Raw genomic sequence first — 18371 nt, forward strand, 5'->3', positions numbered from 1 at the left:
TTATAAAGGTTGGTACTCCCGGCTGACAAGTGACGAACGGGTTTTTATGCTTTCAGGGGTCCGGCGACGCGACTCGGCCCGCAGACGAAACCCAAAAGAGCCACCGACGAGTCCGGTACACCGTGTACGCGCTCGAACTCGGCGGGGAGGACGACCGATTCGCGGCCGCGGAAGCGGCGAGCGCCGCGACCGGCGTCGAAGTCGTCGCGCCCGGACTCGCCACCGCGACCGCGATTACCGACCGCGTGGAGACGCTGGCCTACACCCACCGCGCCAGCGAACTGGTCGGGCGAACCGACGCGGGCGTCGCGTCCGCTCGGGCACTCCTCGACGCGGCCGGAATCGACCGCGAAGGGACCGTCGCGGTCCGCGCCCGCGACGTGCGCGAGACGGCCGAAATCGACACTCAGAGCGCCGAGCGAGTCCTCGGTGGCGTGCTGACCGACCGCGGGTTCGCGGTGGACTTGAACGACCCCGACCACGAGCTTCGGGCGCTGTTCGCCGACGACACCTGCTTGCTCGGCTGGCTCGAAACCGAGAGTATTCGGGACTTCGGCACCCGGAAGCCGACCGACAGACCCTTCTTCCAACCCGGCGGGATGGACCCCTTGCTGGCCCGCGCGCTGGTCAACCTCGCCGGTGCCCGGCCGGACGCGACCGTGTTGGACCCGATGTGTGGCACCGGCGGCGTCCTCATCGAAGCCGGACTGGTCGGCGCGTCGCTCCTCGGGGCGGACGCCCAGCGCAAGATGGCTCGCGGTGCGGCCGAGAATCTGCGCCACTGCTTTGCGGCCGACGAGCGAGCGACTGGCGACTGGGCGACCCTACAGGGCGACGCGACCCACCTGCCGCTCGCGGACGACTCGGTGGACGCCGTGGTCTTCGACGCGCCCTACGGCCGACAGTCGAAGATAGCCAACCTCGACTTGGACGACCTCGTGGCGGGCGCGCTCGCGGAGGCCCGGCGGGTCGCAAGCAGGGCGGTCGTCGTCGGCGACCGGTCGTGGGCCGAGGAGGCCCGCGCGGTCGGCTGGACGGTCGAAGACGAGTTCGACCGGCGAGTGCATCGCTCGCTGGTCCGGCATATCGTGGTGCTGGCCGACGACGAGACGCCCGACGTGACGCCGGGCGAGGCCGACTCGTTCGGCGACGAATGAGTCAGGTCTCGGCCTCGCGGGCCGCCTCGCGCAGGTCGCGTTCTTCGTCCGTCTCGACGGTGAGTTCGGGGACCGGGACCGGGGTGCCCTCCTCGCCGAGCGCGACGAAGGTGAACGACGAACCGGTCGTGCGCTCGGTGTCGCCGGTCCGGGGGTCCTCGCGCTGTGCCCGAATTCGGACCGTCACGCTGGTCGTCCCGGCGTCGTAGACGTACGCCTCCACGAGCGCGATGTCGCCGACCGGGACCGGCCGGTGAAACGAGATGTCCTCGACGCCCGCGGTGACGCAGGTCTCGCCAGCGAAGCGCATCGCGGACATCGCCCCCAACTCGTCCATCCACTTCATCAACTCGCCGCCGTGGAGCGTCTCGTAGTTGTTCGCGTCGTTCGGTTGGACGCGGTAGCGGTTCCGGATGTGGGTCTCCGAGAGCGTGGGCATGACAGTGACTTCGCGGGGAGCGCAGAAGAAACGTCGGTCGAAAATCTACGACGGGGTCGCCGAAAGTCGGTCGGCGCGGCGATTAGAGCGACACGTCGATGCTCTCGTCGTCGCCGAGGCCCGAGACGTGCAGGGTCGCGCTCCCCGCACCGGTGGACTCGACCTCGATGCTCGCCGAGAAGGAGGTCTTCATCCCGGCGACGAGGCTCTTGGTGTTCGTTCCAACATCGACGCTGGTGTCGAGCGCGCAGACGCCGATGGCCTCGTTGCGCCGGAGTTGGCTGAGGAGGTTCGAGTTGAGGAACCGGAACACCGACCGGGTGTCCTCTATCTCCCGGCAGATGCTCGAACAGAGCAGGATGCCAGCGCGGAGGCGGGGCGCGGTCGTCTGGGTCTCGGCGACCAGCGACGAGAACTGCATCCCGAGACCGGTTAGGTCGCCGATGTCGTCCACCGACGAGACGTTCTCGCCCGCGTCCGGTCCCTCGCAGGTCAGGACTGTCGCGCGGTCGCTCGCGCCGGGTGCGGCGTCGTCTAACGCGCGGTTGACCGCGCGGCCCTTCGAATCGGTCGCCAGCACGAGCGCGCTCTCGTCGGGCGTCGGACTCATCAGCCGGTAGAAGACGGTTTCGAGCGCGTCGGCGTCGTCGCCGGTCAGCAGGATGGAGGTTCCCTCCTCGATGGGGTCCATCGAGAGGTCGGGGACCTCGAAGTCGGGAGTCTCCGAGAGGCTCATGCTTCGACCTCCGTCTTCTGCGCGTCGAGGAGTGACTGGCGGAGTTCCAGAATCTCCATCGCGGTCTCGGCGAACTGCTGGAGTTCGGCGCGCTGGTCGGCGTCGTACTCGCGGCGCTCGTGGTCGATGAGACAGACCTGTCCGATGGTCTCGCCCTCGGGGGTCGTCATGTTCGCTCCGGCGTAGGAGACGATGCCGAGGTCACGGAGCTGTTGGTTCTCCGCGAACCGCTTGTCTTCGTCGATGTCTTCGACTACCATAACGTCTTCTTGGAGCATGCTGTGGGTGCAAATCGTGTCTTCGCGAGTGAGCGAGTCCCAGTCGGCACCGGTGCAGGCGAGGAAGTTCTCCTCGTCGCGCTCGATGAGTCCGATGAACGCGACGGCAGCGTCGAAGTGACTGGCGATGAGGTCGGTCAGTCGGTCGAAACTCTCCTCGATTGGGAGTTCGTCCACGTCGTAGGCCTCCAGCGCGTCGAGTCGGGACTCCTCGTTGTCGGGGACGAGGAACCCGACCTGCGCGCTGTGGGCGATAACGTCGTCCACGACGAAGCCGAGGCGGTCGGCGGCGTCGGGCAGGTCGCGGTTCAGATACTCCACGATGTCGTTTTCGAAGGAACTCGTGTCGATGTCGGCAGGACTCACGTCGGTAAAGAGAACGCAGGGCGTCTGGGGCGCTCGCTCTCGAATCGTCCCGACCACGTCCAGTCCGGTCCCGTCGGGCAGGTCGTACTCGGTCACGACGCAGGCGACCGACTCGGTTTCGAGGAACGCCGCGGCGTCGGCGACGGAGGTTCGCGTCACCGGGTCGAGGTCCGGGTCGTCTTCGAGGGCGTCGGCGAGTTCGCCGACTTCATCTTCGGTATCGACGCAAAGAACTGTATGTGCTACCATCCAAATACGTCTTGGCTTCGGCTACTGTAATTGTTTGGTCCGATTATCAGTCCCGATAGTTACAGTGAAAACAGCATGTTATTATAAATTAAATTTCATAAACCGGGGGCGTCGTTACGCCTCGCCAGCGCCGAGTTCGGCCAGCAAGTGGCCGATGTGGACCCGGTCGTTCGCGCCCTCGGCGAGGTCTGCGTCTATCTCGCCCGCGAGACGCGTCAACTCCGCGAGTTCGTCGCCGGAGTAGCGGCCCGAGTGAGCCACGTCGAGAATCTCTCCGAGGACCTCCTCGCCGCTGTACCCCTCGTCCACGAGGAGGTCGTCCAAGGTCTTGCGGGCGTCCGAAAAGTCGCCCGCCTCTGCGGCGTCCAACATCGACTCGATTTCGGCCGCGACGCCCACGTCGCCCAAGACCTCGTAGGCGGCGTTCATCGTCACCTCGCCCTCCTGCTGGGCGGTGGTCTGGGCGCTCAGGATGGCCTTTCGGAGGTCGCCGCTGGCGTAGCCCGCGACGTATTCCAGACCGTTCTCGTCGTACTCGATGCCTTCGGCCTCCACGATGCTCTCCAGTACGGCCACGATTTCCGGGACGCTCGGCGCGCGCATGGCCACGGGGAAACAGCGGGACTTGATGGGCGGGATGAGTTTGGTCGGTTGGCGCGTCGTGACGACGAACTGGGTCGCCTCGTGGTGGCGCTCCATCACCCGGCGCAGGGCCTGCTGGAAGTCCTCGCGGATGGCCTCGGCGTTGTCCAGCACGACGGTCTTGTACGTCCCCGAGACCGGCGAGTAACTCGCCGACTCCTTGAGGACGTGGTTGATGAGGTCGGCCTTCGACGAGTTGCGGCGGCGCTTGCTGTCGATGAACGACGCGAACCGCGGGTCGTTGGCGATTTCCTTCTTCGTCATCCCGAAGAAGTCCGCGACGTTGATCTCCACGAGGTCGTTGTCCGGGTCGGCGTGGGCCTCGCGGGCCAGCGCCCGCACTGCCGCGGTCTTGCCCGCTCCGGCCGGGCCGTGGATGACGAGGTTGATGGGCTCCTCGACGGCCTTCTGGAGGTAGTCCCGAACCTCCGCTTGGGGAAGGTCGGCGAGGTCGGGGGCGTAGCGTTCGGTCCACAGCGGCGCGTCCATTAACGGTCGGTAGGGCGCGGGTCGGTAAGAATCGGTCGGTCCCGAACGGTCGGACTGCGAACGAGTGCGGCGCGGAGGAGTGCGTCCGGACACCGACGCTCGTCGGGATATTCACAGATACGTCTCCCGTGTTTTCGTTTCTCTTGGAACGGCGCGTATTTCTCTACCGGAGAAGTGGCAGGTAAAAAGTGATTCATTCGGGCCGGAGCGTCGGGACCGAGACTACGCGGCGGCGGTGGTCGTCTCGTTACCGGCGTCGGCGGCGGTGGTGGTCGTCTCGGCGCTCGGGTCCTCCAGCACGATGACTCCGAGTTCGCCGAAGTTGCGGGTGTACACGCCGTGGATGTACTGACCCGCGGGCACGCCTTCGGTGTCTATCTCGAACTCGGCGGTGGTCTGCTCACCCGCGTCGAGCGTGACGCTCTGGCGAGCGACGACCGTCCCCTCCAACCGGAACGCGACCTCTTGGGTCGCCTGCTGGTCGTTGGGGTTGCTGACCGTGGCGCTCACCGTGATGGTGTCGCCGGTCGTCGCGCTATCGGGCGCGTCGAGTTCCGAGACCTCGAAGGAGTTGACCTCGGCCGCAGTGGTCTCTTCGGTGGTCGTAGTCTCTTCGACCTCTTCTTCAGTCGTCGTGGTTTCCTCGACTACTTCTTCGGTCGTGGTTTCCTCGACCTCTTCTTCGGTAGTCGTCTCTTCGACCACTTCTTCGGTCGTGGTCTCTTCGACTACTTCTTCGGTTGTCGTGGTCTCTTCGACCTCTTCTTCGGTAGTCGTCTCTTCGACTACCTCTTCGGTCGTGGTCTCCTCGACCACCTCACCGTCTTCTTCGGTGGTGGTGGTCTCTTCGACCTCTTCTTCGGTAGTCGTCTCTTCGACTACCTCTTCAGTCGTGGTCTCCTCGACTTCTTCTTCGGTAGTCGTCTCCTCGACCACTTCCTCGGTGGTCGTCTCCTCGGGTTCCGCCGTCGTGGTCGTCATCGGCGGTTCGGGCATCTCGATGTCCTCGGGAGCCGTGACGACGAACGTCACGTTCTCGACGTTGACGTTCTCGATGATGTAGCGGACGGTCTGGATGTCCTGCGAGAGGTTCTCCTCTATCATCTCCTCGGCCTGCTCGGGACTCACCGTCGTCACCTGACCGGCCTCCTGCTGGGCCATCGACCCCTGCCGGAGGAGTTCGCTCAGGTTGATGGTGACCCGGCGGTCGGAGATGGTGAGGTTGCCGACTCGCTCGGTCCGGTCGGGCGTCTCCTCGTCCCCGACGACGAAGGACCAGCGGTCGATGTTCATCTGCTCTATCTTGAAGACGAACTGCTGCATGTCGGCGGGCGGCTCTTCGGCCACCGTCGTCGTCTCGCCGACTTCTGCACCGTCTTCCTCGGTCGTGGTCTCCTCGACCATCTCGGTCGTGGTCTCCTCGACCACTTCGTCTTCAGTTGTCGTCTCTTCGGCGTCTTCCGCTTCAGTCGTGGTCTCCTCGACCATCTCGGTCGTGGTCTCTTCGGCTTCCTCCTCGGTCGTCGTGGTCGTCTCCTCTGCGACCGTCACGTTGCCTTGGTCGATGAGAATCTCGTTGTCCACGGTGTACGGACCGTCAACCTCGCCGGTCGAGAGGACGAAGTCGTAGACCTCGTTGTCGTTCGTGTCGAAGTGCGGCATCGCGACGAGCGTCTGGCTCTCGGTGATGGGCCGGGCGAGCGTGATAGTCACGTCTTCGTGAGTGCCCGGTTCGAGGTACACCGAGTTGCCGAGGACGCTCGACAGCGGTGCCTCGGCGACCGACGAGTCGTGGATGGCGATAAACCCGCCTTCCGGCAGGGTCGCCGACTCGACGACGACCTGCTCGCCGTCGCTCTCCTGCTCGTCGAACGTCACGCTCGCTTCACCGTCGGCCGGTGCGTCGGCCTCACGGGTCGTCTGCTCGTCGTCTGCGACGGTCGTCTCCTCGCCGTCCGCGGCGGTAGTCGTCTCCTGAACCCCCACGGCGTTCGTCCCTGCATCTGTCGGACTCTCCGTCACGGCGAGCGATACGGCCGTCCCGCTCGCCAGTACCAGCAACACCGCCATGAAGACGGCGCTAAGTGTCTTTGTGTCACGTGTCATTTGTAACCCCCAATCGGCAGAATAAGCGACGGTGAGACCGCGAATAAACGGGCGCGACCGTTCACGGGCGTAACAGGTAGATACGGCGGTTTAGGCCCGGACTATCCGCGCCTCGTCGGATTCCGTTTCGGGTCGTAACCCGCTGTTTCTCCGACGGTAACGGGGCGTACTTCTTTCGGGATTTCGAAGGCGCTTTCCCGGCCGCTCTCCGAGTGTCACCGAGGATGTCGATGCGCGTGACCTTTCTCGGAACCGGCGGGGCAGTGCCGACGACAGAGCGAAACCCGAGTTCGGTGCTGGTCAACCGGGAGGGCGACAGGCTGTTGTTCGACGCTGGCGAGGGGACCCAGCGCCAGATGATGCGCTACGGAACCGGATTCACTATTTCCGAAATCTTCGTTACGCACCTCCACGGCGACCACGTGCTGGGGATTCCCGGCCTGATTCAGACGCTCGACTTCAACGACCGTGAGGAGGCCCTGACCATCTACGCGCCCGCCGGTACCGAGAAGGAAATAGACCAACTCGTCCGCGCCGCCGACAACCGGCCGTCGTTCCCGGTCCACGTCTACGGCGTCGGTCCCGACGAGGCCGCGGTCCGGCGCGACGACTACGAGGTCCGGACGTTCCGGACCGACCACGACACCAACTCGCTGGGCTACGCGCTGATAGAGGACGACCGCAAGGGCCGGTTCGACCGCGGGAAGGCCGAGGAGTTGGGCGTCCCGGTCGGCCCGAAGTTCTCGCGACTCCACGAGGGCAACGCCGTCGAGTTGGACGACGGGACCACCGTCGAACCCGACCAAGTGGTCGGCGACCCCCGGCCCGGCCGCCGGTTCGTCTACACGGGCGACACCCGGCCGAGCGCCACGGTCGCCGAAATCGCGGCCGACGCCGACCTGCTCGTCCACGACGCGACGTTCGCCGACGACCGGGCCGACCGCGCCGCCGACACCGCCCACTCGACCGCGCGACAGGCCGGAGAAATCGCAAGTCGAGCGAACGCCGAGCGCCTCGCGCTGACCCACGTCTCCTCGCGCTACGCGGGCGACGTGTCCGCCCACCTCGCGGAGGCACGCGAGGTCTTCGACGGCGAGGCGTTCGTCCCCGACGACGGCGAGACGCTGGACGTGCCGTACCCCGACGAGTAGGCGTTCTCCTCGGGCCACGCGACGCCGGTTTTGGTGTCCGATACCGTCAGTTGTCTTTTGCCACCCGATACCGTCGTTCGTTTCCATCATCGCGTTCCGTCGTTGTCTCTTGTCACCGACCCGCTAAACCGACGTGAATAGATAGAAATTTAATACACCAGACTTCAGATTAAATTGCAATGTCCGAAAGCTCGAACTTTACTCGGCGAAACGCGCTCCGACTGACCGGCGGCGTCATCGCGGGGTCGGCGATGGCGGGCACCGCGGCGGCCGAGACCACCGTGGACATCGTGGCGAGCGACGAGACTCCGGCGACCGGGGATAACGTGACGTTCGAGGCCGCGAACTTCGAACCCAACAGCGACTACGAGCAGTACAGTTGGGGGATTCAGGACTCCAACGGAAACTTCATCTCTAGCGACAAGTGGGGCGAGACCATCGACTTCACCTTCGAGGCGGCGGACACCTATACGATTTCGGTCATCGCGGCCAGCGACTACGACGCCGCGCGAACGACCGCCCAGACCGAGATTACGGTGGACGAGAAGGTGGAAATCGTCCCGAGCAACGAGAACCCCGACGAGGGCGAAGTCGTCACCTTCGAGGCCAAGGGCTACGACCCCAACAGCGATTACGAGCAGTACAGTTGGGGCATCCAAGACGCCGACGGGAACTTCGTCTCCAGCGACAAGTGGGGCCAGACCATCGAGTACCAGTTCTCCGAGCGCGGCGTCTACACCGTCTCCATCATCGCGGCCAGCGACTACGAGGACGACCGTGCGCTCGACGACGTGAAAATCGGCGTCTGACGGGGTCTCCGAACTCGTCCGGTCAGGTATCCGGATTTCCTGTCCGAATCGTTCGGGAGGCAACCGTGAGACACTTTAACTAATAATCGAAAATAGCTAGTTTTATCTCTTATTTCCCCGACCAAACTCACGCATGCGAACGTTCGTATCGCTGTTACTGATTCTCTGTCTCGTCGTCTCGGGCGCGGTGTCGCCCGTCGCGGCGAGTACGTCCGACTCGCACAGTCAAACCGGGTCCGCACCCGCACCGGCCGCGGCGCAGGCCCCGACGAACAACTCGTCTGCAACGACAGTGACTATCCTGTCGTACAACGACGTGCAGACCGCGGCGGCCGAGAACGCCACCCTGCCGCGGATGGTCACGCTCCTGAACCAGCGCCGGGCCGCCCACGACAACCCGACGGTCGTGGTCGGCGGCGGTGACGAAGTGAGTCCCCACTCGCTCTCGCCGCTCAGTCAGTGGCGGACGCCGGTCGAGGTACTCAACGTCATCGACCCGGCCGCCGAGAGCATCGGAAACCACGACCTCGACTACGGGTTCGACGCCGTGGGGAACTTCAGCAACGCCTCGGAGTTCCCGTGGCTGATGGCCAACGTCGTTGACTCGGAGACCGGCGAGCCGATTCCCGGCGCGACGCCCTACACGGTCGTCGAGCGACAGGGCGTGAAAGTCGGCATCGTCGGCGTGGCTGACGAGAAAATCAAGTCCAAGACCGCGGTTGACTTCGAGAAGCAAGGCTACGAACTCGAAAACTACTCCGAGACCGCGAGCGAGTACGCCACGATGCTCAAAGACGAGGAGAACGTGGACGTGGTCGTCGCCTCGGCGCACCTCGGCGTCCCCGTGGCCAAGACCCTCGCTAACACGACCGAGAACGTCGACGCCATCGTGGTCGGCGACGACGAACGGGAGTACCCGCCCGCAGAGACCGGCGGCGCGGTCATCATGGAGGCCGAGGCCCGCGCGGAACACGTCGCGGAACTCAACCTGACCGTCGAGGACGGCGACGTGACCTCGTGGAACGGTCGGCTCCTCGACGTGACCGAGAACGTCTCGAAGAACGAGACGGCCGCCTCCATCGTCACCGACGCGCGGAAAGACGAACTCTCGGAGGTCGCCGGGGAGACGGAGGTCGAACTCGACGCGCGGTTCTCCTCGAACTACCACGACGAGACCGCCTTGGGCAACCTCGTCGGCGACTCCTTCCGCGCTCAGACCGGTGCAGAGGTCGCCATCACTAACGCGGGCGGCATTCGCTCGAACAGCGTCTACGGTCCCGGTAATCTCACGGTCGGCGACGTGTACAACATGCTTCCGTTCCAGAACACGCTCGTCACCGTCGAACTGACCGGCGCGGAACTCGAAGAGGTCCTCGCCAGCCAGATAGTCACCCTCGAAAGCGACGAGGGCCAGCAGTACGGTGCCGAGGCCAAGCTACAGGTCAGCGGCGTCACCTACGAGTGGGTCGGCCACAACGACACCGACGACCAAATCCGTGACGCGTGGGTCGGCGGCGAACCGCTGGACGAGGAGACGACCTACAACGTCACCGTCAACTCCTACATGGCGGGATGGGACGGCTCGCCGCTCCAGAACGCGACCGTGACCAGCGAGTCACACATGCTCTACGGCACGGCCCTGCTGGAGTACGTCCAGCAGAACGGTCCGGTATCGCCGACCGGCGAGAACCGCATCCGGCGCGTGGACGCCGAAGTCGAGACGGAGTCGGTGAGCGTGACCGACGGGACCGCGACGGTCGAACTCGCCGCGCCCAACGGCATTCAGAACGTGAGCGACCTCTACGCGACCACTGGCGACGCGGGCGACCGTCTCGCCGCCGACTCGGTGTCGCTGTCGAACGGCACCGTGACGGCCACGTTCGGCGTCGCCGACCTCCGGGAACTCTCGGCGGGCGACCCGGTCCACATCTACGGCGATTACAACACCTCGGCCTACCAGCGCGTCTACTTCGAGAACTCGGTGCTGAACGCGCAGGTCGCGGCCAGCGAGGTCGGAGCCGAGACCACGACCGAGACCGCTACTCGAACCGAGACGACGACCGGTGACGAGACCACCGAAACCACCGCGGAGACGACCGAGAAGGCGGTCGGCGACGAGACCGAGACGACGACCGCGGACGAAACGTCCGGCGACATCCCCGGCTTCACTCCCGCCATCGCAGTCGTCGCGCTCGTCGCGGCCGCACTCCTCGCGCACCGCCGCGACTGACCCCCGACGACGGCGCACTCACAATCGAAGATTCGCTTTTTTCTCTTGCACGCGAGACGGCCAGAGCCACCCGCGTCGGATTTATATCCGCCCGACGCCTACGACTCGGCGTGAACGCCCGCACGAGTGCCCTCGACACGCTCGTCTTCGGCGTGGACATCCAGAGCGGGGATGTTCGCGGCGACGCACCTTCCTACGCACTCGTCGCGTTCGATGGCGAGAACATCGACCGCGACGTGGTGTCACACCGCAAGCTCCGCCGCCTCGTGGACCGCGAGGAGCCCGCGTTCGTGGCGACCGACAACATGTACGAGTTGGCCGCCGACAAGGACGCACTGGTCCACTTCCTCCGGGAGTTGCCCGACGGGACCCGACTCGTGCAGGTGACGGGGGCCGAGCGCCCCGAACCCCTCTCCAGAGTCGCTTCGCGTCACGGCGTGCCGTACGGGAAGGAGCCGATGAAGGAGGCCGAGGCCGCCGCGCGACTCGCGGCCGGAAACGTCGGCTACGAGGTCTCTGCCTTCACCAACACCACCGAAATCAAGGTCTCTCGGGGGCGCTCGACCGGCAAGGGCGGCTGGAGCGAGGACCGATACACCCGGCGCATCCACGGCTCGGTCAAGACCAAGACGCGCGAAGTCGAGAGCGAGCTAGACGCCGCGGGCCTCGACTACGAGCGCGACGCGACCGAGAAGTACGGCGGGTTCTCGAACGCCGTCTTCGAGGTCGAGGGCCGCCCCGAGGAGATACCGGTCTCGAACCAACGGTCCGGCGACGTGCGAGTCGAGGTCGAGCGCGTCCGCCGGGACGGCATCGAGTTCGAACCGCTGGCCAAGCGCCGCGACCACGTGCTGGTCGGCATCGACCCCGGCACGACCACCGCCGTCGCGGTGGCGGACTTGGACGGGAACCTACTGGACGTGCTGAGTACCCGGACCGCCGACACCGCCGAGGTCATCGAGTGGATAATCGAGCGCGGGCGACCGGTCGTAATCGCCGCCGACGTGGAACCGATGCCCGAGACCGTCGAGAAGATTCGCCGGAGCTTCGACGCCGAGGGGTGGATTCCGAACTCGGACCTGCCGGTAGACGAGAAGCAACACCGGACCCGCGAGTTCGACTACGACAACGACCACGAGCGCGACGCGATGGCGGCCGCACTCTACGCCTTCGACGACCACGAGGACCAGTTCGACCGCATCGCCGAGAAGGTGCCTCCTCGGATGGACCGCGGCGAAGTCACCGCTCGCGTCGTCGCGGGCGAGGACTCGGTGGAGACCGCACTGGCCGCCCTCTCCGACGACGACGAACCCGACGACGAGGAGACCGAACACACCGAGCGCGAGTTGACCGACGACGAGAAGCGCATCAAGCAGTTGGAGTCGCAGGTCGAACGCCTCGAAGCCCACGTCGAGGAGCTAAACGACACCATCGAGAGCAAGGAGGGCCGAATCGGGCAACTGAAAGGCGACCTCGAAGCCGCTAGAAGCGAGGAGCGAAAGGAGGTCCGCGAGCGCCGGGAGGTCTCCCGACTCGAACGCGAGAACAGCAGGCTGGAGCGACAACTCGACGAGCGAGACGACCGCATCGACGAGTTGGAGGGCAAACTCGCGCGACTCAAGGAACTCTGGAAGCTCGACCACTCGAACTTCAGCGACGTGTCCGAAAAGAAAGCGGGGCTGACGCCCGTCAAACCCGTCTCGAAGTTCACCAAAGACGCCATCGCCGACGCTCACGACCGGTTCGGGTTGGCCACGGGCGACGTGGTGTATCTCCGGGACTCCTCGGGCGCAGGGCGCTCGACCGCCGAGCGACTCGCCGAGGTAGAGCCGAAAGTCGTCCTGACCGGCGAGGGCGGCCTCTCGGACGTGGCCGACCGAGTCCTCTTCGAGAACGAGATTCCGGTCGGCCCGGCCGACGACGTGACCATTCAGGAGGTAGACGAACTGGCCGTCACCCGCGAGAGCGAGGTCGAAACTGTCATCGAGGACTGGGAGGAGCGCGCCGAAGACCGCCGCAAGGAGCAGAAGGCCGAGCAGTTGGACCGCCTCATCAGCGAACACCGCGCGGATAGGAAGTACGACGCCGGGTCGTCGGAAGCCAGCGGGCAGAGTCCGTGACACAAATTTCGAGTTTTTCTATGTAGATAAATACCGCGAGAACCGCCGACGTACGCCCGAGCCGTTGGCACGGTCCCGGAACGCTAAAGCACCGCGCGGAACACTGACCGCGTATGGACGCCTACGAGTTGATTTCGCGGAACGTCGAGGAGGTCGTGACCGACGAGGAGGTCGAAGCGCTCGCCGAGGACCCCGAAGGCAAGCGCGTCTACGTCGGCTACGAGCCGTCGGGAGTCCTCCACATCGGGCACATGCTCACGGCGAACAAGCTCATCGACCTGCAGGACGCGGGCATGGAGGTCGTCATCCTGCTGGCGGACGTTCACGCCTACCTCAACGGGAAGGGGAGCTTCGAGGAGATCGAAGCGACCGCCGAGAAGATGCGCAAGCAGTTCCTCGCGTACGGACTGGACGACGAGCAGACCGAGTTCGTCTACGGCTCGGAGTACCAGTTGGACGACGACTACGTTCTCGACCTGCACAAACTGGAGTTGGACACGACGCTGAACCGCGCCCAGCGCGCGATGGCCGAGATTCAGGGCGACGAGACCGCGAAGGTCAGCCACGTCGTCTACCCGCTGATGCAGGCGCTGGACATCGAGTATCTCGACTTGGACCTCGCGGTGGGTGGACTCGACCAGCGCAAGGTCCACATGCTGATGCGCGAGGAGCTACCCGAAATCGGCTACGAGGCCCGGCCCTGCCTGCACACGCCCATCCTCGCGGACCTCGGCTCCGGCGAGGGCAAGATGTCCAGCAGTTCGGGCGTCACCATCTCGATGGAGGACTCCACCGAGGACATCGAGGAGAAGGTCAACTCGGCGTTCTGCCCGCCGACCCGCGACCCCGAGGGCGACCTCGAAAATCCGGTGCTGGAAATCTTCCAGTACCACGTCTTCCCGCGCTTCGAGACGGTCGTCGTGGAGCGTCCGGACGAGTACGGCGGGAATTTGGAGTACGACGACTACGAGACGCTGGCCGACGACCTCGAAAGCGGCGAACTCCACCCCGCCGACGCCAAGGGCGCGCTGGCGAAGTACTTGGACGAGTTGGTCGCGCCGGGCCGCGAGAAGTTGCGGGAGTTAGCGGAGTAAGCGTCGGTCGTCGTGAGAAACGTCGTCCGCACCCGGTCGGAACCGCCGCGTCGGACGTTGCGGTCGGTCGGCACCGGGCGGACTGGCCAGTCGAGGAGTCGGCCGGTCGAGGGAGCTGACCGGTCAGGGTGACACCGTATCGCGATGCCAACCGGGGTCGCGGCCGGTGCGCTCGATGATGTCGGCTCGACACGCCGGGCAGTAGTCTGGAACGTCGGAGTCGGTTTTGGGGACGTACACCGCGCCGTCGCACTTCACGCACGCATCCGCAACGATGGTCACACAGTCCGCACAGACGTTGAAGTCGTCTACTGTGAGGTCGCGCAGGGGTTCGAGTTGTTTGTCCAAGATGTACTCGTCGATGACCGCCTGACAGCGTTGGCACGGTTTCATAGCGATGCGTGTTGGTCCATGAGACCACCCCACAAATAGTTACCGCCGAGAGCGTGACGGACGGAGTACATTTCTGTCCGCTGTCGGTGATTTTCATCCGTCCAAAGAGCGTCGAAAGAACGGTCCAGTTCGATTCCGCTTCGAGTCTACTGGAAGCCGCCGCCACCGCCGCCGCCCATCATCCCGCCGAGACCGAAACTCGCCATGAGGCCGGAGACGAGACCCCACGCCGTCAGGACGAACCCGAGGACGACGAGACCGATTCCGGCCGCGATGACGAGATTCTGGAGGGCGATGACCGCGATACCCCCGAGGAGAAGCAACACCCCGACGATGCCTTTCGCTCCGAGTTTGTCGAGCATACGACGGGGTGAGTCCGGGCGGGACTTAAACACCCTTGCTCCGGCGACGGACGAGCGACGACGGCGGATTTAAACCTCCCCGCCTCCAAATCGAAAATATGAGCGATAACGACGGCGGACGGCGGAAGAACCTCCGCATGCCCGACGACGACGAGGTCTTCGCCACCGTCACGAACATGCTCGGAGCGAACCGCGTGAAAGTACGATGCGCCGACGGGACCGAGCGCACCGCTCGGATTCCGGGCAAGATGCAGAAACGCATCTGGATTCGAGAGGACGACGTGGTGCTGGTCGAGCCGTGGGACTGGCAGGACGAGAAGGCCGACATCAAGTGGCGCTACGACAAGCAGGAAGCCGACCAGCTCCGCGAAGAAGGCCACATCCAGTAGCGACGACCGTTTTCAGAGTCGTCGCGCGCGAGTTGAGGATTCGGGCGGCTCCTCGCTTGCAGACTCTCGGCTAAAACACTTCGTCACTCCCTCCCGTCGTTCACCCGCGGTAGATAGCTATCACGGGGTAGCTCCGACTGGCGTCTTCGACCGCGTCACTCTACGACAGAAAAAGTTGTATTTTTTGACCACCAAGTAACACGGACTTCGGGTGGTTACGTCTGCACAAGCACACCAGACCCCAATAGGCAAGAACGCGGGCTTGCGAGTGTGCAATAAATACGTATCCCGTATCGTTCGACGTGTCCTCTCAGCAAGCAACCGACGAACTAGAGGTAGCGCACGACGAGGAGCTTCCGGCCGCCATCGAGGCCATCCGGTCCCGGCGGTCGGGTCACAACTTCGACGCCGACGAGCAACTGGACGACGAGACGCTCGAAGCGGTGATTCGAGACGCCGCGCTCGCGCCCTCGTCGTACAACCTCCAGCCGTGGGAGTTCGTCGCCGTGCAGGACGACGAGACGCTGGACGAGATAGTCGAACTGGCCTACGGGCAGGAACACATCAAGGAGGCCGGGACCGCGATTCTGGTCCTCGGCCACACCGAACCCGAGACGGCCGACGAGGTGTTCCAGCAGTGGGCCGACGCCGGTCGGATGGACGAGGAGGCCGCCGACGAGACCAAGGCGACGGCCGTGGGCATGTACGACGACGAGCGCATGGGCCGGGACTACGGCATCCGGAACGCCAGTCTGGCCGCGGAGAACATTCTCCTCTCCGCGCACGCGCGGGGGCTGACCGCGACGCCGATGATCGGCTTCGACCACGCGGGAGTAAGCGACCTCCTCGACGCGCCCGAGGACAAGGTGCCCGTGATGCTGATCGCTATCGGACCGAGCGGCGGCGACGAACCCGAGCGACTCCCGCGACGAGACGTAGACGAGATTCTCCACCGCGAGAGCTACTGAAGCCGCCGACGAGGGGCGAACCCGGAGACTCCCCGAAAACCCACCCTTTTACCGCTGGACGCGCTAGGACGGTGTAGATGTCCGAGGAGTACAGCCTGCTCGAACCCGACAACGTGGAAGGCGTCGGCGACGAGTGGGAAGAGATAGACGTATCCGACACCGAAGCCGACGAAATCGCTCGCCGACGTGACCGGGAGTTCAACGAGTTCCGCGAGCGATTGAAGAACACCGAGCAGTTCAAAGTCGAGCAGTCGGTGTTCGACGATGCCACGCTGGCCGCCCTCTACAAGCTGGTCCAAGACGGCTACGTGCAGGCGTTCGGCGGTCCCATCTCGTCGGGAAAGGAGGCGAACGTCTACTCGGCGCTCGGCGGCGAGAAGGCCGACGGAAAGGAAGTCGCGGTGAAGGTTTACCGCATCAACGCCTCGGACTTCCGGGACATGCGCGACTACCTCGTGGGCGACCCGCGGTTCGAGGAGCTATCGGGTAACAAAAAGCGGGTCGTCCTCGCGTGGACGCGCAAGGAGTTCGCCAACCTCAAGCGCGCCCAGAAGGCGGGGGTTCGCGTCCCCGACCCCATCGCGGTCCAGCGCAACGTCCTCGTCATGGAGTTTCTGGGGAGCGACGGCGAGCGCGCGCCGACGCTCGACGACGCCCACCTCGAAAACCCCGAGACAGCCTTCGAGGTCGTCCGCGAGTACATGCGACGGCTCTACGACGTGGGACTCGTCCACGGCGATTTGAGCGAGTACAACATCATCGTCCACGACGGCGAACTCGTCATCATCGACCTCGGGCAAGCAGTCACGATTCACCACCCCAACAGCGGCGAGTTCCTGACGCGGGACTGCGCCAACGTCGCCTCGTTCTTCCAGCGACAGGGGATGGACGTTCGCGGCGACGAGTTGGAAGACTGGATTCACGAGAATTCGGACCCCGACAAGTGACGGCGAAACGCTAATACGACGGGCCTCGCTACGTGGACGTGATGAGGTCCGCTCTCTCGACTTGGCGCTGGCAGTCGCCCGGAGAGCGGACAGTGTCGTAACCGAGGACGCACCGGCCTTCACCGGGCGTCGGAGGTGGCGGCGCTCACTCGCTTTTTCGCGCATCGACTTCCGAGCGCCAGCCACCGATTCAGACACATGCCAACAGATTCGACAGATCAGCAGTCCGACTTCACCGTCACGCCCGATTCAGTCGAGGGCGACATCGACTACCGAGAACTCTGCGACCGCTTCGGCGCGGACGAACTGACCGACGAGCAAATCGACCGGTTCCCCGACCCGCACCCGATGGTCCGCCGGAAGGTGTTCTACGCGGGCCGGGACGTAGACCGGTTCCTCACGGCGGCCGAGTCGGGCGAGACCGTCTCGCTCGTGACCGGCGTCGGTCCCTCGGGACCGATGCACATCGGCCACGCGATGCACTTCTACCACGCCAAACACCTCCAAGAGCAGACGGGTGCGCACGTCTATATTCCGCTGTCGGACGACGAGAAGTACTTCGGGAAGGACCTCTCGCTGGCCGAAATCGGCGAGTACGCCCGCGAGAACCTGCGGGACCTACTGGCGGTCGGGTTCGACCCCGAGCGCACTCGCATCGTCGTGGACACCGCGGACGCGGACGTGGTCTATCCGCTCGCGGTTCAGTTCGGCAAGCACCTCACCCAGTCCACGATGGAGGCGACCTACGGCCGACCCGACAACGTGGGCCAGTCGTTCTACCCCACGGTCCAGATTGCGCACTTGCTCTTGCCCCAACTGGTCCACGGGCGACACGCCAGCCTCGTCCCCATCGCGGCCGACCAAGACCCGCACGTCCGCCTCGCGCGAGACGTTGCCGGGAAAGCGGAGTTCGACGTGGACAAGCCCGCGGCCCTCCTGAGCAAGTTCCTACCGACGCTCGACGGGCCGGGCAAGATGAGCAGTTCGGACGACGCCCCGGCCATCTACCTCACCGACGACCGCGAGACGGTCGCGGAGAAGGTCCGGACTCACGCCTACTCGGGCGGGCGGTCGAGCCTCGACGCCCACCGCGAACACGGCGGCGACCCCGACGAGGACGTTGCCTACCAACTACTAGCGTTCTTTTTCGAGGAGGACGACGCCACCCTCGACCGACTCGCTCGGGACTATCGGGCGGGCGACCTCCTCAGCGGCGACCTCAAGAGCTACGCCGCCGAGAAAATCGCGGCCCTCCTCGACGCACATCGAGAGCGCCGCGAGCGAATCGGGGACCTCGACGCCGAGTTGACGAAGTACCGACTGACCGACGACGAGCGCGAGCGCGCACTACCGGCGGGCGTCGGGCAGTTCGGCTGACCGCCGACTCGTCTCGCGGCGACCGAGGGCTTTCGGGGACGGCATCGGAATCGTCGCTACGGCGGTGCA

17 protein-coding genes are annotated in these 18371 nt (G+C 65.0%); 10 read left to right on the forward strand and 7 right to left on the reverse strand.

The genetic code is table 11. From position 1 onward, the window contains the following. Positions 1 to 122 precede the first annotated feature (122 nt). Positions 123 to 1157 carry a methyltransferase domain-containing protein gene (locus tag EPL00_RS15430; protein ID WP_135853852.1) on the forward strand — a complete coding sequence of 345 codons (1035 nt, stop codon included), beginning with the start codon at positions 123 to 125 and terminating at the stop codon, positions 1155 to 1157. Between the two features lies 1 nt (position 1158). On the opposite strand, the gene EPL00_RS15435 is transcribed toward EPL00_RS15430, so the two are convergent. From EPL00_RS15435 to EPL00_RS15455, 5 genes are all read right to left on the reverse strand, one after another. Further along, positions 1159 to 1596 (reverse strand): acyl-CoA thioesterase, encoded by a 438-nt coding sequence (locus tag EPL00_RS15435; RefSeq protein WP_135853536.1) that lies wholly within the window; start codon positions 1594 to 1596, stop codon positions 1159 to 1161. Positions 1597 to 1678: 82 nt separating this feature from the next. Then, positions 1679 to 2332, reverse strand: a complete 654-nt coding sequence (locus tag EPL00_RS15440; protein WP_135853535.1) for a DUF7504 family protein — start codon at positions 2330 to 2332, stop codon at positions 1679 to 1681. Then, positions 2329 to 3225, reverse strand: a complete 897-nt coding sequence (locus EPL00_RS15445; protein WP_135853534.1) for a GAF domain-containing protein — start codon at positions 3223 to 3225, stop codon at positions 2329 to 2331. Before EPL00_RS15445 ends, EPL00_RS15440 begins: the two co-directional genes overlap by 4 nt. A gap of 114 nt (positions 3226 to 3339) precedes the next feature. Continuing rightward, complete coding sequence (locus tag EPL00_RS15450; RefSeq protein WP_135853533.1) at positions 3340 to 4356, reverse strand: AAA family ATPase; 1017 nt, start codon at positions 4354 to 4356, stop codon at positions 3340 to 3342. A 222-nt stretch (positions 4357 to 4578) separates the two neighbouring features. Then, positions 4579 to 6462 (reverse strand): DUF7282 domain-containing protein, encoded by a 1884-nt coding sequence (locus EPL00_RS15455; RefSeq protein ID WP_135853532.1) that lies wholly within the window; start codon positions 6460 to 6462, stop codon positions 4579 to 4581. Positions 6463 to 6686: 224 nt separating this feature from the next. Here EPL00_RS15455 and rnz point away from each other — a divergent pair, with 224 nt between their 5' ends. The 5 genes from rnz (at position 6687) to EPL00_RS15480 (ending at position 13866) form a co-directional block, all read left to right on the forward strand. Beyond that, positions 6687 to 7613, forward strand: coding sequence for a ribonuclease Z (rnz, locus tag EPL00_RS15460; RefSeq protein ID WP_135853531.1), 927 nt, complete (start codon positions 6687 to 6689; stop codon positions 7611 to 7613). Positions 7614 to 7792: 179 nt separating this feature from the next. Beyond that, the gene (locus tag EPL00_RS15465) at positions 7793 to 8422 is read left to right on the forward strand and encodes a PKD domain-containing protein (RefSeq protein WP_135853530.1); all 630 of its coding nucleotides are present in this window, start codon (positions 7793 to 7795) and stop codon (positions 8420 to 8422) included. A 133-nt stretch (positions 8423 to 8555) separates the two neighbouring features. Beyond that, positions 8556 to 10652, forward strand: a complete 2097-nt coding sequence (locus tag EPL00_RS15470; protein WP_135853529.1) for a bifunctional metallophosphatase/5'-nucleotidase — start codon at positions 8556 to 8558, stop codon at positions 10650 to 10652. Between the two features lie 110 nt (positions 10653 to 10762). Beyond that, positions 10763 to 12772 carry a DUF460 domain-containing protein gene (locus tag EPL00_RS15475; protein WP_135853528.1) on the forward strand — a complete coding sequence of 670 codons (2010 nt, stop codon included), beginning with the start codon at positions 10763 to 10765 and terminating at the stop codon, positions 12770 to 12772. A gap of 113 nt (positions 12773 to 12885) precedes the next feature. After that, positions 12886 to 13866 carry a tyrosine--tRNA ligase gene (locus tag EPL00_RS15480; protein WP_135853527.1) on the forward strand — a complete coding sequence of 327 codons (981 nt, stop codon included), beginning with the start codon at positions 12886 to 12888 and terminating at the stop codon, positions 13864 to 13866. A gap of 123 nt (positions 13867 to 13989) precedes the next feature. Here EPL00_RS15480 and EPL00_RS15485 read toward each other — a convergent pair whose 3' ends face one another. Continuing rightward, the gene (locus EPL00_RS15485) at positions 13990 to 14259 is read right to left on the reverse strand and encodes a DUF7571 family protein (RefSeq protein ID WP_135853526.1); all 270 of its coding nucleotides are present in this window, start codon (positions 14257 to 14259) and stop codon (positions 13990 to 13992) included. Positions 14260 to 14405: 146 nt separating this feature from the next. Next, positions 14406 to 14621, reverse strand: coding sequence for a DUF7470 family protein (locus EPL00_RS15490; RefSeq protein WP_135853525.1), 216 nt, complete (start codon positions 14619 to 14621; stop codon positions 14406 to 14408). A gap of 98 nt (positions 14622 to 14719) precedes the next feature. On the opposite strand from EPL00_RS15490, the gene eif1A reads away from it, so the two are divergent. The 4 genes from eif1A to EPL00_RS15510 all read left to right on the forward strand — a co-directional run bounded on the left by eif1A (position 14720) and on the right by EPL00_RS15510 (position 18302). Further along, positions 14720 to 15010, forward strand: coding sequence for a translation initiation factor eIF-1A (eif1A, locus tag EPL00_RS15495; RefSeq protein ID WP_135824748.1), 291 nt, complete (start codon positions 14720 to 14722; stop codon positions 15008 to 15010). Between the two features lie 302 nt (positions 15011 to 15312). Continuing rightward, positions 15313 to 15978, forward strand: a complete 666-nt coding sequence (locus EPL00_RS15500; protein ID WP_135853524.1) for a nitroreductase family protein — start codon at positions 15313 to 15315, stop codon at positions 15976 to 15978. A gap of 77 nt (positions 15979 to 16055) precedes the next feature. Beyond that, on the forward strand, positions 16056 to 16925 hold the full coding sequence (gene rio1, locus EPL00_RS15505) for a serine/threonine-protein kinase Rio1 (protein ID WP_135853523.1): 870 nt from the start codon (positions 16056 to 16058) through the stop codon (positions 16923 to 16925). 198 nt (positions 16926 to 17123) lie between these two features. Beyond that, positions 17124 to 18302, forward strand: coding sequence for a tryptophan--tRNA ligase (locus EPL00_RS15510; RefSeq protein ID WP_135853522.1), 1179 nt, complete (start codon positions 17124 to 17126; stop codon positions 18300 to 18302). Positions 18303 to 18371 lie beyond the last annotated feature (69 nt).

The organism is Halorussus salinus, from assembly GCF_004765815.2.
Lineage (GTDB): Archaea > Halobacteriota > Halobacteria > Halobacteriales > Haladaptataceae > Halorussus > Halorussus salinus.

What these genes read in the sequence shown, in the direction of transcription:
- EPL00_RS15435 (WP_135853536.1), bottom strand. Translation starts at nt 1,596, where the DNA reads ATGCCCACGCTCTCGGAGACCCACATCCGGAACCGCTACCGCGTCCAA.
- EPL00_RS15440 (WP_135853535.1), bottom strand. Translation starts at nt 2,332, where the DNA reads ATGAGCCTCTCGGAGACTCCCGACTTCGAGGTCCCCGACCTCTCGATG.
- EPL00_RS15445 (WP_135853534.1), bottom strand. Translation starts at nt 3,225, where the DNA reads ATGGTAGCACATACAGTTCTTTGCGTCGATACCGAAGATGAAGTCGGC.
- EPL00_RS15450 (WP_135853533.1), bottom strand. Translation starts at nt 4,356, where the DNA reads ATGGACGCGCCGCTGTGGACCGAACGCTACGCCCCCGACCTCGCCGAC.
- EPL00_RS15455 (WP_135853532.1), bottom strand. Translation starts at nt 6,462, where the DNA reads ATGACACGTGACACAAAGACACTTAGCGCCGTCTTCATGGCGGTGTTG.
- rnz (WP_135853531.1), top strand. Translation starts at nt 6,687, where the DNA reads ATGTCGATGCGCGTGACCTTTCTCGGAACCGGCGGGGCAGTGCCGACG.
- EPL00_RS15465 (WP_135853530.1), top strand. Translation starts at nt 7,793, where the DNA reads ATGTCCGAAAGCTCGAACTTTACTCGGCGAAACGCGCTCCGACTGACC.
- EPL00_RS15470 (WP_135853529.1), top strand. Translation starts at nt 8,556, where the DNA reads ATGCGAACGTTCGTATCGCTGTTACTGATTCTCTGTCTCGTCGTCTCG.
- EPL00_RS15480 (WP_135853527.1), top strand. Translation starts at nt 12,886, where the DNA reads ATGGACGCCTACGAGTTGATTTCGCGGAACGTCGAGGAGGTCGTGACC.
- EPL00_RS15485 (WP_135853526.1), bottom strand. Translation starts at nt 14,259, where the DNA reads ATGAAACCGTGCCAACGCTGTCAGGCGGTCATCGACGAGTACATCTTG.
- EPL00_RS15490 (WP_135853525.1), bottom strand. Translation starts at nt 14,621, where the DNA reads ATGCTCGACAAACTCGGAGCGAAAGGCATCGTCGGGGTGTTGCTTCTC.
- eif1A (WP_135824748.1), top strand. Translation starts at nt 14,720, where the DNA reads ATGAGCGATAACGACGGCGGACGGCGGAAGAACCTCCGCATGCCCGAC.
- rio1 (WP_135853523.1), top strand. Translation starts at nt 16,056, where the DNA reads ATGTCCGAGGAGTACAGCCTGCTCGAACCCGACAACGTGGAAGGCGTC.
- EPL00_RS15510 (WP_135853522.1), top strand. Translation starts at nt 17,124, where the DNA reads ATGCCAACAGATTCGACAGATCAGCAGTCCGACTTCACCGTCACGCCC.